Origin of the sequence: Cognatundibacterium jejuense (assembly GCF_014284255.1) — a bacterium.
In the GTDB taxonomy this organism is placed as follows: Bacteria; Pseudomonadota; Gammaproteobacteria; order Burkholderiales; family Burkholderiaceae_D; genus Undibacterium; species Undibacterium jejuense.
The window spans coordinates 124,928-138,026 of the sequence record NZ_JACOFV010000001.1; the positions used below are offsets into that span (position 1 = coordinate 124,928).

Sequence of the window (13,099 nt, forward strand, 5' to 3'; positions counted from 1 at the left end):
TGCGATCATGATTAATGAATTGTCCGACGTATTTGCGAATTAAGTCGCCGTAAAAATGCTTTTTTCCGGAGCCGCTTACATGCTTAAGGTGTCTCGTCAGGTTGTTTTTTTGCCGCTAGTTTTCGTCAGTACATCCGTGTTGGCGCAAATTAAGGTCGGTGTTGACTTGTCCATGACAGGCGCGGCGGCTTCCATTGGTTCCTCATCAAAAAAAGCAGTCTTACTTTGGCCTAAAGAAATTGCCGGCCAGAAGCTTGAGTACATCATTCTGGATGATGCCAGCGATCCCGGAAATGCAGTTCGCAATGCGCACAAGCTGATCAATGAAAATAAGGTCGATATCATTGTTGGTCCTAATTTGACTTCTGCGTCTTTGGCAATGCTTGACAGTCTGGCTGAAAGTTCTACACCTATGATTACCTTGGCGGCTGCTGCTTCTATCGTTTCTCCCATGGACGAGAAACGAAAATGGGTTTTCAAAATGCAGCAAAACGATAGTCATATGGCATCATTACTAACGCAAAATATGGCAGAGCGAGGTTATAAGCGTATTGCTTTTATTGGTTTCGCTGATGCGTATGGCGAGAGTTGGGCGAATGAATTTTCTAAATTTTCGGAGCTAAGAAAAATCAGTATTGTTGCCAATGAGCGTTATGCAAGAACAGATGCCAGTGTAACTGCGCAGATTTTAAAAATTATGACAAGTAAGCCGGATGCCGTTTTAATTGCCGGATCGGGTACGCCAGCAGTCTTGCCGCAAAAGACCTTGAAAGAGCGCGGTTACTCAGGACAGATTTATCAGACGCACGGTATTGCGAGTCAGGAATTTTTGAACCTTGGTGGTAAGGATGTTGAAGGAACCTTATTCCCAACCGGGCCAGCGGTTGTTGCGTCGCAATTACCAGCAAGTAATCAAGTAAAGAAAGTAGCGCTGGATTTTTCGAGCCAATTCCAGGCTGCTTATGCGAATGAACATAGTGTGAACAGTCTGAATCAGTTTGCTGCTGACGCTTGGGGTGCCTACATGCTGATGGCACGGGCAATCCCTGATGCCATTAAGTTGGCGCGCCCAGGTACGAAAGAATTTAGGATTGCATTAAGGAATATGATTGAAAACACGCATGATTTTGTTATCCCGCAAGGTGTTGTGAGCATGTCTGCGACAGATCATGTGGGGCTTGATCAGCGTTCGCGAGTGATGGCGCGGATACAGAATGGAAAGTTTGTGTATTTGAGCGGTGGCTAAGCTATCTGACATGTGATAGCTTAGCCACCAAGGTACACAAGCTGGTTATTGTCGGCCCATCTGGAAAAACACACTTTTCGCGCCACCTTGACCCACTGCAAAACCCAAGTAAATCGGTCCCATAAAGCTATTAAATCCAGCAAACAGACTCAGACTTTTTCGTAAAGAAGGAATCGAGATATCTTTGCCTGTATCCCAGACATTGCCAGCTTCGAATGATGATCCCAGGAAGAGACTTTGGCCCGCCATTTCAAAATTCACTGCACGCAATAAATAAGTGGCACTACCGTAAAGCATGTAGTTTCCACTGAACTGATCCTGTTGATAAGCCGATAGTTTTTGGAACCCGCCTAAGGTTGAGCCTATGCCTTGCAACGCGGTGCTTGACTGAAATAGGCCGGCGGCGCTCAATTTTAAATTAACACTGTGGCTACCGAAACTTTTCGCCCACTCCGTTGTGAACGATGTTTCCTGATAATTGTGGTCACTCTTATTTAAGCCAAAAAACACATTGCCAGCGACTTTGTAGCCATCCCTTGGAAAGCTAGGGTCACTCAATTGGTCAATGACAATCGATGTTTTGATACCTAATTGTTGCAAGCTACCAGATGGCAAATTGATGTTCGTCAGGGAATTATCGGAATTGAGCAGGAAGCCACCTAATTTGGGATGTATGTTGTACCGATTATAGTTAATGCCTATTCGAGCCTCTCCTAATTTACTTTCATCGCCAAGTCTGAATGCTATGTCTGTACCGGCTTTTTCGGAGCGTAAATCGTATTCGGCTACGCGCGTATTGTCCACGTATTGATTAACCGTCGTGTCGTTAAATTCGATATATGGCGAGATAAACATACCCTCGCGCTCAAACAGCGGTTGCCGCAATTCGGTATGTAATCTGGTTTCATTTCCAAAAGTGGCATCTGTTCGCCATTCTAGTCCGCTCTCGTTTAGCCATGGGCGTCGATGACCGACTTGCAAGCGAAATCCTCCGGCACCATCGAAGCCACTGGATAGATTTAGGCCGAAACGCAAAAAATGCGGGCCCCAATTACGGCCTCGCGCGTCCACTCGCACCCCATATTCATTGTCGCGTTGTACTAGCTCATGGCTGATGCTATCAAATTCGCGGGCGTTATTTAAAATGGCCAGCTTTCGATTAATCTCATCAGCGTTGTAGATGCTGCCGATTGGTATTCCTAATTGTCGTCGGATATCAACTGATGGAATTTGACTATTGTTATCTATATCGACAAAGCCTATTGTTATCGGCGGTAATTGCGGATGGGTACGCATATGTTGCGCGCTGACAAATACCGCGGTCGGTAAGGATAGAGCTTGCAATTGTGTCCGCATTTTTTCTGCAGCCTTCTCACCAATCAATGTGGCTTCTTCGGAGCGACCAAAGTCCATAAAGCCGATGTTGCCCAGATCCGGTTCAATCAGAATATCCTGCCGCTGGAGTAAGGCTTTTTGTGCCTGTACATTTTGTTCAGTCAAGATGTTAACCATTTGCTGACTGACGTTGAATAAAGTTTGTAGCTTATCTCTCGGAAGTAAAGGTGTTCCAATATTGACTGCAATAACGACGTCTGCCCCCATACTGCGAGCGATATCGACAGGCAGATTGCGTACCAGTCCACCATCGGACAGCAGGCGTCCGTCTATCTCTGTTGGCGCGAATACGCCGGGCGCGGCCATGCTGGCACGTATTGCTTTATGTATCGAGCCTTTGTTGAAGACCACCATTTCACCTGTCTCGAGGTCAGTTGCTACTGCGCGAAATGGAATTGGCAATTGATCAAAATTGATGTCCGAAGGTAAATGGGCGGTCCAATTTTGAATTAATTCTTGAAATTGGCTCGCTTGAACGACGCCGGCTGGGAGCCGTACGCCATTTTCACTCAAGCCTAAAGTGGCGCCTAGTGGGTACCGATCATCGTCCTCTCTGACTGATTGGGGAAGCGCTCGACGCTCGACCCGATCAAGCGCGATATCGTTGAGTTTTAGATTCTGCAATTTTTGCTCGATGTCAGAGGCTGAAAGACCAGAGGCATATAAACCACCAATAACCGCGCCCATGCTTGTGCCAGCGATACAATCAATGGGAATGTGCATGGCTTCGAGTTGTTTTAGTACTCCAATGTGGGCAAAGCCGCGTGCACCGCCGCCAGAGAGGACGACGCAGACCTTGAGTGGTTTGGTTTGCGTTTGCGGTGGGTTCAGTGTTTCTGATTTTGCGATAAATGCATATGAAAATAGTATGAAAATAGTCAAAATCTTGAAAAAACTGCTTTTCATGTGACGGTATTTGTGATTGAGCATAGAATTCTTGTCGTGGTCTCTATATACTGCTATATGTATATCAACTAAGCTTTACCGAAGTTTAATGGTATAAGCCAATTTACTCTCGCTACCTATGAACCTACATCAATTACGCTTTGTCCGGGAAGCAGTCAGGCAGAATTTTAATCTGACTGAGGCCGCAAAAGCTTTATTTACTTCACAACCTGGTGTTTCTAAGGCAATTATTGAGTTGGAGGAGGAATTAGGGGTCGATATTTTCACCCGACACGGCAAGCGTATCCGTGGGCTGACCGAACCTGGGCGTGCCGTTTTGAAGTCGGTTGAACTGATTATGCAGGAAATTGATGGTTTAAAACGCATTGGTAAAGAATATGCGGCGCAAGATAGCGGTAGTTTTACCATTGCTACGACGCACACCCAGGCGCGCTATGCCTTGCCTAAGGTGGTACAGGCGTTTATGCTGAAGTACCCCAAGGTGCGACTGTCTCTGTTGCAAGGAAATCCTAAACAAATCGCTGAAATGGTAATGCGCGATCAGGCGGATCTGGTGATTGCGACTGAATCAATTTCCGGCTTTGATGGTTTGATTTCACTCCCTTGTTATCAGTGGGAGCATGTGGTTGTAGTACCTGTAGATCATCCTTTGTTGAAGTTGAAAAATATCACACTGGAAGAAATTGCCCACTATCCATTGGTGACGTATGACGCGGCTTTTGCCGGGAGAAGTAAAATTGATCATGCGTTTCAGGTCCGTAATTTGAAACCAGATATTTTGTTGGAAGCGATCGATGCCGATGTGATCAAGACTTATGTTGAATTGGGTATGGGAATAGGGATTATTGCTGGCATGGCTTTTGATTCTGAGCGTGATAAGAATCTGCGCGCTATTCCGGTCGGACATTTATTTGGTATGAATGTGTCGCGCGTTGCGATTAAACAAGGGGCATATTTACGAAGTTACATTTACACCTTTATTGAGCTCTTGAATCCTACTCTGAATCGCAAGATGGTTGATAGTGCTTTGCAAGGTAACAAAGATAATTACGATTTATGAGCATGCAGCGTTTGCGTGATTGGCCGCGGACTGAGCGTCGCCGACTGAAAGTCATCCTAACCGATATTGACGATACGTTGACAACAGCAGGTAAGCTGAGCGCAGCAACGCTGCAAGTGTTGGATAGAGCCAAGCAGGCTGGTTGGTTGCGGATTGCCGTGACCGGCAGACCGACTTACTGGACTTTACCCTTACTGCGTTTGTGTAATTTTGATGCGGTAATTGCCGAGAATGGGGCGAGCGCATTCTGGCTTGATGAAGCAGGCAAACAGCAAGCAATGTTTTATGCGGAAGCAGAACTACGTCAGCAACATCGTCAACAGTTGGAGCAATTTGCGGTGATATTGCAAGCGCGTTTTCCAGAGGTGAAGGTTGCATCTGATGCACCTCAGCGCATCGGTGACCTGGCGTTTGATATAGGTGAAGAAATAATGCCTTTACCATTAGCCAGAACGGCAGAAATTGCGGACTTCATACGAGAGCATGGTTTGTATGCAACGACCAGTAGTATCCATGCGCATGCATCTGTTATGCATTTTTCTAAGCAGACCATGGCGCAGAAATTGTTGGCAGAAGTGTTTGATATTGCAGATCATCACGCGCGTGAATGCTGTGTGTTTGTTGGCGACTCGCCAAACGATGCAAGTATGTTTGCCCATTATCCATGGTCGGTGGGCGTGGCCAACGTGAAAAAATACCTGGACAGATTTGATGCACATCCGCTCTATGTTACCGAACAAGCGTGTGGTGCCGGATTTGTCGAATTGATTAACTTTTTATTAGATGAAGAAAATGACTGAAGAAACGATGCGCGAATATTATGCTCAACGCGCGCAAACCCTGGAGCAAGTGTATCAACGACCAGAACGTCAGGCAGATTTGCAAGAGATGCAGCAACGCGTCTGCGAATTACTGAAAAATCATCAGGTGCTGGAAGTCGCTTGTGGTACTGGTTACTGGACCGAGAAATTTGCGCCTCATGCGCAATCGGTGTACGCGACAGACATCAATCAACCTATGCTTGACTTGGCGCAAGCTAAAAACTATCCGGATGTCAAACCTGAATTTGCACTGGCAAACATTTATGATTTGCCAGATGCCAAAGAGGGGCAATATTCAGCTTGCTTTGCAGGATTCTTTTGGTCACATGTGAAGCGCGAAGAACAAGCCGCCCTGTTGGTAAAGTTAAGTAAGGGGGCGGGTAAGGGTAGTTTGTTGGTATTGATGGATAATAATTATATTGAAGGTAGCAGTACCCCTATTGCCCGTACAGATGCAGAAGGAAATACCTTTCAGTTTCGCATACGCGCCGATGGTGAACGGGTTTTGATCGTCAAAAATTTCCCGACTGATAGTGCTTTGCGTAAAAAATTCGGTCCATTGGTCAGAGATATCAGGGTCGTGCGGAACGAACATTACTGGTTATTGACCTGTATTCTGAAGTAAGTTGAGCTCAGTTTAATTGGTAATTTATTTTCAATCCTAGGCGTCTAGTATTGTTCCTCGAAACCGAGACGTGCTACATTGCTTGGGTTTTTAAACTTGGATAGAAGGAGTAGACATGGATTTGCAAACATGCACAGAGACAATTCGCACTAAAGTTGGTGATGATAGCGGTTTGAATGCCACCCTGAAATTTGATTGTGGTAGTGATGGCGTGGTTTTTGTCGATGCGACAGCGACGCCAAACACGGTATCCAATGAAAATAAAGAAGCTTCCTGCACAATTACCATTTCTTTGGAAAACTTGGCAGCTTTGTTGAAGGGTGAATTGAACCCTATGAATGGATTTATGATGGGCAAGTTGAAAGTTGCTGGCGATATGGGCGTTGCAATGCGCTTGCAAACAGTAGTCTAAGAACTTGTTACTTCAAGCCAGAATTCAAATCTGAATTCTAAAGCCGGAAAAAAACCGCAGAAATCTATCGATGCTGCGGTTTTTTATTGGAAAATGCTAAACCAGCGACATCGCGCCAACAATCAATGCAGAGGTGCCATCCGGGTATAGTGCATCAAAGCAACGGGTGCATGAATTGCAGAATAAATGCGAACGTTTGACGTGTTTGTAACGTAAGACCAATTGCAATTGTACCGTGATACAGTAAGGGCAATGTTCGCGCATCTTGCCTACCGATTGCACATCTTCAGCATAAAATCCGCCGTCTACAATGGCTCCATCGACCACATCTCTGGGGTCTACTTCTAGCAGGGTGAATTCTGGTGCGCGTTGATTTCTGCGTTCGCTGGAGAAGTGTGGCTGTGCTTGTATCACAGTGCTGCTAACATGATTCATGTTGAACTCCTGAAATGTTACTTGCGCCCTGACTTTGAGAATAATCCGGAGGCGCACCTCAATTTAGTAAAATTCGGATGGAATAACAAGGGATGCTTTGAAACTCATGGAACAAAGTAATAATGCTAAGGAATTACTTGTGCTGCCGCAAAGGTGGTCCTGCCAGATTCCTTCGGGGCAAACTATATTAGAGGCTGCGTTGAACGCAGGCATACGCTTACCGAGCTCGTGCCGAAACGGTGTCTGCCGCGCTTGTATGTGTAAGTTGCTTGAGGGAACGATTCAATATCGTATTGAATGGCCGGGCTTAAGTGCGGAAGAGAAAGCAGAAACCTGGATTTTGCCTTGTGTAGCGGAAGCGAACGGACACCTGGTCATTCAGGCGCCGCTTGCCATTAATGAGTTGGATGCGGATTAATGTCGATTAATGCGGAATAAATCGTGTTTCCGCATTGCTACACTGTTGTATTGCCTCACCCTTGCCATGCCAGCATGGCGTCATAGCCTCTTTGTCGGGGTAGGGAATCCCGTCATCGTTGAGTCTTGCCAGGCGTGTATCCCATGCATTAACGCCCGAAGTGCTCACCTCTAGCCTCACTATCCAACCACGGGTTTGTGGTTCATTATCAAGCGAATCGATCATGAAGTTACCAATGCTGTATATGATAGGTTTGCCTTTATATTGTTCGGTATCCTGAGTTACATGCGGATGTCCGCCTATCACTGCGTCGGCGCCCGCATCAATCATGAGATGAGCAAGCTGGTGTTGCCGCTCTCCGGATAATGGTTCATTTTCCCAGCCCCAATGCATGAATGGAATAACTACGTCGGCATGGTAGGTGAGGCGGGCATTTTTAATATCGCGGACCACCTGTTCATCGTCTTCACTCCAGGCGACGCCAGCTTCCGTTGCTGTTGCTTCAAAACTGCGCGGCATGAATTCGTCGTAACCTAATAGGGCGATCCTGATTCCTTTGCGTTCAAGTATCAGTGGCTTATGCGCTGCTTTTAAATTTCTGCCACCGCCAAAATAGGAGAATTTTTGTTGTTCTAAATGCCCTAACATTTCTGTGAAAGCGGCGCGACCAAAGTCTCCTGAATGATTGTTGGCGAGTGACACGGCATCAAAATGCTGATGAATCGTTGGTAGGGCGATGGGATTGCCGCGAAAAGTAAAAATTTTCTCCGCTTTGTCACCCGTTGTTGCAACTACACACTCCAAATTGCCAATACGGATATCAGTGCTCGCTAAGATGGCAGAATAAGCCTCTAGAGGATCTTTTTTTTCTGCGATCCACTGCGCTGGCACTCCGTCTAGAACAATGTCTCCAGCGAATAACATGCTGACTGTAGGTTTTGGTGTTTCGGCGCTGATGGCGAGGGTTGTGTTGCTTGTGACAATAAAACTTGAAACGATGACCAGTAGTCGTGCGGTTTGTTGCAGTGTTGAGGTAAGTTTCATATTATTTGTCCTGCAAAGTGCAATGATATTGTAGCTCGCGCTCTAGTGGCCCTGCATATAGGCGATTGAATGGTGTTAAGACAGATTCTTCGTTGCGTCGTTGAAAAGGCGGGTAATAACTTGCTTCGTGGATGGGGACGTCGCCGTGCGAGGTTTGAAAGTAAGCGTAAATTTTGATGTAGTTAATGGCATTCTGCTCGCCGTTCATTTCCATCTTTAATTTAAAGCGGCCACCGATATCAACTGGTTCAATTTGATAGGGATTGTCGGAGGGGTGCGCTTCGATAATCTGTGTCTCTCCCGCATATGTGGCGTAACAGCGCAGAAGTGGCGCGGCCTGTGCCGTACTTTGTAGGCCTGCAACACTCAAGGCTCCAAATAAGAGAAAATTCTTGATGGCAAAATTGAAGATTGCTTTTGATAAAGGAATTTGCATACTCGTACACGCGAGAAAATGTGGGTGCCGTATCATAACGCCAACTCAGTCTTCTATATGTTGGGTTTGTGAGAAATTGCTACTCATATTGTTAATTTTTCGCGATTGAAGCTTTGTCCGTAAGTCCTGAAATGTAGTGCCGGTCTAGAGGTTTTCGTCCAGATGTTGTCGCAGTGTCTTTTTCTTTTGTTTATTTCGGGTACAGTTTATCGTCTTGCCAAGCGTGTCCTTTCTAATCCCCGACCTTATTGGCATTCATCCACGATAGAAATTTTTTAAATGGTCAACGAATGAAACAAGAGATGGTGAACAATCCAGAATTTCAAACTTTGCTGACGCAGGTGTTAGAAGAAAAAATCCCATTTTGTCACTTGTTGGGCGTAAAGGTTGCCAGTCTTGATCCGGATCGTCCTCGACTCCAGTTTGATATGCGTGAAGAATTACTTGGTAATTTTGCGCAAGGCATGTTGCATGGCGGAGTGATTGCCTCAGTGCTCGATAGCGTTGCTGGCATCGCGATTCTGTTAAAAATGGCAGCGTTACATCCTAAAGAAGATGTCTTTTCTCAACTAAGAGAATTTGGCCTGATGAGCACGATCGATTTAAGAATTGATTATCTGCAACCAGGGAAGGGGGCGAGTTTTACAGCCAATGCAGAAGTGACGCGATTGGGTAAGCGTGTCGCGAATGTCTTGATGGATTTGCGAAATGAAAAAAACGAGCGTATTGCAACCGGTGCTGCTGCATTTATGTTGCACGGACGTACTTAAGTAAGATACCGCTTGGCTGTGCGCACCTTTGGATGCGCTCATGGAAATGCCTTATAGCTAACATTTAGTATCGATTTGATGCAGATGAGGTCGCCAATTTGGCTGAAATTGGACAAGTTGCGCTAAAAGTTGAATATATTTGTAGATATCTTCATTTTTTATTTACTTTCTCTTGCAGATTGTGCGTATAATCAACTAGTCGTTGAGATTCAAAGTGGTAGTGCAGTATCAGTCTGTCATTTCTTACTTGGTTGAAACGATCTATCGGGCAAATGCCCAAATTAACTGAAATAGGAAATAGTAATGGCAACAGGTATTGTTAAGTGGTTCAATGATTCTAAAGGTTTTGGTTTCATTACTCCTGATGAAGGCGGCGAAGATTTGTTCGCTCACTTCTCCGCAATCGTATCTTCCGGCTTCAAATCTTTGAAAGAAAACCAACGCGTTTCTTTCGAAGTAACGACAGGCCCTAAAGGTAAGCAAGCTTCCAACATCGCTCCTCTGTAATTAGAGAGTTGATGGGCTGATATAACAGCCTTGCAATAAGAAATCCCCGATTTGTCGGGGATTTTTTTTGGTCGTTGTAAATGTGTCTCGCACTTTTTAATAAAACAACTTTATACTGCGTAGCACATGGATGAAATCTTGAATAGTGAAGATGATGCCTTGCTGAAACATTTTTTACTTATTCTTGTTTCTGATCAATACCAATTTTTTTGATATTTGTACGCTGGCGTATTTGAGAAAAACTGATTGAGAGGGTAGTGATGATGAATTTAACGATCAGGCTGAGGTTGATTGGTACCATGACCTTTATGGCTATCATGCTGACTATTGGTGGCTTGATGGGTATTTACGGTGTACGTAATAGTAATGCAGTCATCCAGGAGCTATTCACAAATCAGTTACCTTCGGTCGATAGTTTAGAGCAATCCAGGGTCTGGCTATTGAGTTCCAGAACCGCACTTGATAGGGCGATTGCCCATCCAGATGCTACAGATGTATCGACAACGATAAGTAAGTCGGAAGAGTTCGTTGTTAAGTCTGATGAAAGTTTTAAAAAATATCTTGCTTTGCCGCAGGATGAGGCAGAAAAAAAATTAGCAACGGATCTTATTTCACTTCGTGATACCTATTTAAAAGAAGCTCACCAACCTATGTTGGCGGCAATTAAGGCGGGTAATAAAGAAGAAGCTGATCGGATTAATACTGAGGTTGTTCCGGTTAAATTTTCTATTTACTCGGCAAAAATTGGCGAGCTTGCCGAGCATCAGTTTGCAAGTTCAGCAGACTTACTAAAAAAAAGCCAAAGCGACTTCACGATTTTTATGTGGGTTGATATTTTAGGCGTCATCGCAGGCTTGACGGCGGTTTTTATATCCGCACATTTCTTGTTGCGTGCCATTTCTCATCCTTTGCAGCAGGCATTGGTTCAATTTACTGCCATTGGTGATGGCGATCTGACAAATCAATTGAAACCTGAGTCTAATGATGAAATGGGGCAGTTGGTCTCTGGCTTGGAAAATATGCGCCAGAGTCTGGTGCAAACTGTGACGATGGTGCGTCAAAGTAGTGGTTCTATTGCTATTTCAGCAGAAGAGATCGCCGCTGGTAATATGGATTTATCCTCCCGTACTGAGGCTCAGGCAGCTAGCCTCGAAGAGACCGCATCCTCTATGGAAGAATTGACATCAACCGTGCAGCAAAATGCAGATAATGCGCGGCAGGCGAATACTTTGGCGTTGACAGCGTCCGATGTCGCAAGCAAAGGTGGCCGGGTGGTTGGTGATGTTGTGCATACCATGTCTTCGATTAAAGAAAGCTCCAGAAAAATTGTCGATATCATCGGCGTCATCGATAGCATTGCATTTCAGACCAATATTCTGGCGTTAAACGCTGCGGTCGAGGCTGCCCGCGCGGGCGAGCAAGGTCGCGGTTTTGCAGTGGTTGCAAGTGAAGTTCGCAATCTTGCTCAACGATCAGCTGGTGCAGCCAAGGAAATTAAAGAGCTGATCAGTAACTCGGTAGATAAGGTAGAAGAAGGCTCGCGTCTGGTGGATGATGCTGGTAAAACCATGGATGAAATCGTGGTATCCATTAAAAGTGTTGCCGATATCATGGCTGAAATTACGGCTGCCAGCGCTGAGCAAAGTGATGGTATTCAACAGGTCAATCAGGCAATCACCAAGATGGATGAAGCCACACAGCAGAATGCGGCTTTGGTCGAAGAGGCCGCCGCTGCCGCAGGTAGCATGCGTGAACAGGCAAATAATTTGAATCACGCCGTGGGAATTTTTAAAGTGCAGGCGAGTGAAACTCATGTGCGTCAAGTGAATTCGACGCCAGCACCAGTGATCAAGCACGTGGCGAGTCAGTCTAAATCCGTAGCGAAACCAGTAACGGCGATTGCCAGATCAGAAGCACCGAAGACTAAACCGCGTGAAGTAAAACCAATGAAATCCAGCGGTGATGGTGATTGGGAGGAGTTCTGAGTAGAGCTATACAGAGCTATAGACCGAACAAAAGAACGGGCTGCGGCCCGTTTTTTTATGGATAGGAAGTTCAAACGACTATTTTTTCTTCCAATAGTAAGGGTTGCTATACGCTTGACGTAAGAAGTCAATGAACGCACGAATCCGCAAAGGAAGATGTCGTCGTTGCGCAAAAATGGCATAAATATCATTGCCTGGTGCGGTATATTCGTCCAGCACGGTGATGAGTTTTCCCGATTCAATTTCAGAGCCAACTTCCCACATCGAGCGCCACGCCAGTCCTTTGCCTGCCATCGCCCAGTCGTGTAAGACTTCGCCGTCATTGCAGACCATATTGCCATCGACTTTGATGGTCACGTTTTTGCCATGTTGGCGGAAGGTCCAGCCTCGTTGGCTGCCGTCACTACTAAAGGCTAAGCAGTTGTGGTCGCTTAATTCATCGATGCTTTTTGGTGCGCCATAGCGCTTAAGGTAGTTCGGTGCTGCGACCACCACGCGCTTGTTATCAGCTAATTTAACGCCAATTAAATTCGAATCAGTCAGCGACGCGATGCGGATGGCAACGTCAATGCCCTCTCCGATGAGGTCAACCACCCGGTCATTCAAACTCAGGGTCAATTTCAGATCTGCATGTTCGGTCAGAAATGAAGGAATTAAGGGCGCGACGTGTTGTCTTCCAAAGCCTGCCGGTGCTGAAACTGTCAGCGTGCCGCTCGCATGCGCACTACGCTCAGAGACCGAGGATTCGGCTTCTTCCAGATCGGCCAGTATTCGCATGCAATCATCTAAAAATGCAGCGCCTTCATTAGTGAGGGCAATTTTTCGCGTCGTTCTTTGTATGAGTTTGACCCCTAATCTCGCTTCCAGTGCGTCAAGACGACGACTGATCATCGCTGGCGCAACACCTTCTGCGCGGGCTGCAGCGGATAGGCTGCCGCGATTCGCCACTTCAGCGAAGGTGCTGATTTGTTTGAATTGATCCATGTTTTTCTCTGAACTTGTAAGTTGATCAATAATTGCTGCTCATTGTCGCTAATGT

At 45.8% G+C, this 13,099-nt stretch carries 14 protein-coding genes; 9 read left to right on the forward strand and 5 right to left on the reverse strand.

Annotated elements, in window-relative coordinates:
• The first annotated feature begins 79 nt into the window (after positions 1 to 79).
• Positions 80 to 1,246, forward strand: a complete 1,167-nt coding sequence (locus H8K32_RS00610; RefSeq protein WP_186910531.1) for an ABC transporter substrate-binding protein — start codon at positions 80 to 82, stop codon at positions 1,244 to 1,246.
• Positions 1,247 to 1,291: 45 nt separating this feature from the next.
• On the opposite strand, the gene H8K32_RS00615 is transcribed toward H8K32_RS00610, so the two are convergent.
• The gene (locus H8K32_RS00615) at positions 1,292 to 3,547 is read right to left on the reverse strand and encodes a patatin-like phospholipase family protein (RefSeq protein WP_186910532.1); all 2,256 of its coding nucleotides are present in this window, start codon (positions 3,545 to 3,547) and stop codon (positions 1,292 to 1,294) included.
• Positions 3,548 to 3,665: 118 nt separating this feature from the next.
• Between H8K32_RS00615 and H8K32_RS00620 the strand changes: the two genes are divergently transcribed.
• The 4 genes from H8K32_RS00620 (at position 3,666) to H8K32_RS00635 (ending at position 6,465) form a co-directional block, all read left to right on the forward strand.
• Positions 3,666 to 4,607, forward strand: a complete 942-nt coding sequence (locus H8K32_RS00620; protein ID WP_186910533.1) for a CysB family HTH-type transcriptional regulator — start codon at positions 3,666 to 3,668, stop codon at positions 4,605 to 4,607.
• Complete coding sequence (locus H8K32_RS00625) at positions 4,604 to 5,407, forward strand: HAD family hydrolase (RefSeq protein ID WP_186910534.1); 804 nt, start codon at positions 4,604 to 4,606, stop codon at positions 5,405 to 5,407. Before H8K32_RS00620 ends, H8K32_RS00625 begins: the two co-directional genes overlap by 4 nt.
• Positions 5,400 to 6,053, forward strand: a complete 654-nt coding sequence (locus tag H8K32_RS00630) for a class I SAM-dependent methyltransferase (RefSeq protein WP_186910535.1) — start codon at positions 5,400 to 5,402, stop codon at positions 6,051 to 6,053. Before H8K32_RS00625 ends, H8K32_RS00630 begins: the two co-directional genes overlap by 8 nt.
• Before the next feature lie 115 nt (positions 6,054 to 6,168).
• Positions 6,169 to 6,465: an SCP2 sterol-binding domain-containing protein gene (locus tag H8K32_RS00635; RefSeq protein ID WP_186910536.1), complete on the forward strand. Its 297-nt coding sequence runs from the start codon at positions 6,169 to 6,171 to the stop codon at positions 6,463 to 6,465.
• Positions 6,466 to 6,561: 96 nt separating this feature from the next.
• Here H8K32_RS00635 and H8K32_RS00640 read toward each other — a convergent pair whose 3' ends face one another.
• Entirely contained in the window at positions 6,562 to 6,900 is a 339-nt protein-coding gene (locus H8K32_RS00640; RefSeq protein ID WP_186910537.1) for a hypothetical protein, read from the reverse strand.
• Positions 6,901 to 7,006: 106 nt separating this feature from the next.
• Here H8K32_RS00640 and H8K32_RS00645 point away from each other — a divergent pair, with 106 nt between their 5' ends.
• Entirely contained in the window at positions 7,007 to 7,318 is a 312-nt protein-coding gene (locus H8K32_RS00645; RefSeq protein WP_186910538.1) for a 2Fe-2S iron-sulfur cluster-binding protein, read from the forward strand.
• Between the two features lie 6 nt (positions 7,319 to 7,324).
• On the opposite strand, the gene H8K32_RS00650 is transcribed toward H8K32_RS00645, so the two are convergent.
• Complete coding sequence (locus tag H8K32_RS00650) at positions 7,325 to 8,362, reverse strand: CapA family protein (protein WP_186910539.1); 1,038 nt, start codon at positions 8,360 to 8,362, stop codon at positions 7,325 to 7,327.
• Between the two features lies 1 nt (position 8,363).
• Complete coding sequence (locus H8K32_RS00655; protein WP_186910540.1) at positions 8,364 to 8,798, reverse strand: hypothetical protein; 435 nt, start codon at positions 8,796 to 8,798, stop codon at positions 8,364 to 8,366.
• Positions 8,799 to 9,088: 290 nt separating this feature from the next.
• On the opposite strand from H8K32_RS00655, the gene H8K32_RS00660 reads away from it, so the two are divergent.
• From H8K32_RS00660 to H8K32_RS20515, 3 genes are all read left to right on the forward strand, one after another.
• Positions 9,089 to 9,568, forward strand: a complete 480-nt coding sequence (locus tag H8K32_RS00660; RefSeq protein WP_186910541.1) for a thioesterase family protein — start codon at positions 9,089 to 9,091, stop codon at positions 9,566 to 9,568.
• A 303-nt stretch (positions 9,569 to 9,871) separates the two neighbouring features.
• Positions 9,872 to 10,075: a cold-shock protein gene (locus H8K32_RS00665; protein WP_186910542.1), complete on the forward strand. Its 204-nt coding sequence runs from the start codon at positions 9,872 to 9,874 to the stop codon at positions 10,073 to 10,075.
• Between the two features lie 260 nt (positions 10,076 to 10,335).
• On the forward strand, positions 10,336 to 12,060 hold the full coding sequence (locus tag H8K32_RS20515; RefSeq protein WP_222612983.1) for a methyl-accepting chemotaxis protein: 1,725 nt from the start codon (positions 10,336 to 10,338) through the stop codon (positions 12,058 to 12,060).
• A gap of 78 nt (positions 12,061 to 12,138) precedes the next feature.
• On the opposite strand, the gene H8K32_RS00675 is transcribed toward H8K32_RS20515, so the two are convergent.
• Complete coding sequence (locus H8K32_RS00675) at positions 12,139 to 13,044, reverse strand: LysR family transcriptional regulator (protein ID WP_186910543.1); 906 nt, start codon at positions 13,042 to 13,044, stop codon at positions 12,139 to 12,141.
• Positions 13,045 to 13,099 lie beyond the last annotated feature (55 nt).

Coding starts and splice junctions, on each gene's coding strand:
- H8K32_RS00610 (WP_186910531.1), top strand. CDS start 80: ATGCTTAAGGTGTCTCGTCAGGTTGTTTTTTTGCCGCTAGTTTTCGTC.
- H8K32_RS00615 (WP_186910532.1), bottom strand. CDS start 3,547: ATGAAAAGCAGTTTTTTCAAGATTTTGACTATTTTCATACTATTTTCA.
- H8K32_RS00620 (WP_186910533.1), top strand. CDS start 3,666: ATGAACCTACATCAATTACGCTTTGTCCGGGAAGCAGTCAGGCAGAAT.
- H8K32_RS00625 (WP_186910534.1), top strand. CDS start 4,604: ATGAGCATGCAGCGTTTGCGTGATTGGCCGCGGACTGAGCGTCGCCGA.
- H8K32_RS00630 (WP_186910535.1), top strand. CDS start 5,400: ATGACTGAAGAAACGATGCGCGAATATTATGCTCAACGCGCGCAAACC.
- H8K32_RS00635 (WP_186910536.1), top strand. CDS start 6,169: ATGGATTTGCAAACATGCACAGAGACAATTCGCACTAAAGTTGGTGAT.
- H8K32_RS00640 (WP_186910537.1), bottom strand. CDS start 6,900: ATGAATCATGTTAGCAGCACTGTGATACAAGCACAGCCACACTTCTCC.
- H8K32_RS00645 (WP_186910538.1), top strand. CDS start 7,007: ATGGAACAAAGTAATAATGCTAAGGAATTACTTGTGCTGCCGCAAAGG.
- H8K32_RS00650 (WP_186910539.1), bottom strand. CDS start 8,362: ATGAAACTTACCTCAACACTGCAACAAACCGCACGACTACTGGTCATC.
- H8K32_RS00655 (WP_186910540.1), bottom strand. CDS start 8,798: ATGCAAATTCCTTTATCAAAAGCAATCTTCAATTTTGCCATCAAGAAT.
- H8K32_RS00660 (WP_186910541.1), top strand. CDS start 9,089: ATGAAACAAGAGATGGTGAACAATCCAGAATTTCAAACTTTGCTGACG.
- H8K32_RS00665 (WP_186910542.1), top strand. CDS start 9,872: ATGGCAACAGGTATTGTTAAGTGGTTCAATGATTCTAAAGGTTTTGGT.
- H8K32_RS20515 (WP_222612983.1), top strand. CDS start 10,336: ATGATGAATTTAACGATCAGGCTGAGGTTGATTGGTACCATGACCTTT.
- H8K32_RS00675 (WP_186910543.1), bottom strand. CDS start 13,044: ATGGATCAATTCAAACAAATCAGCACCTTCGCTGAAGTGGCGAATCGC.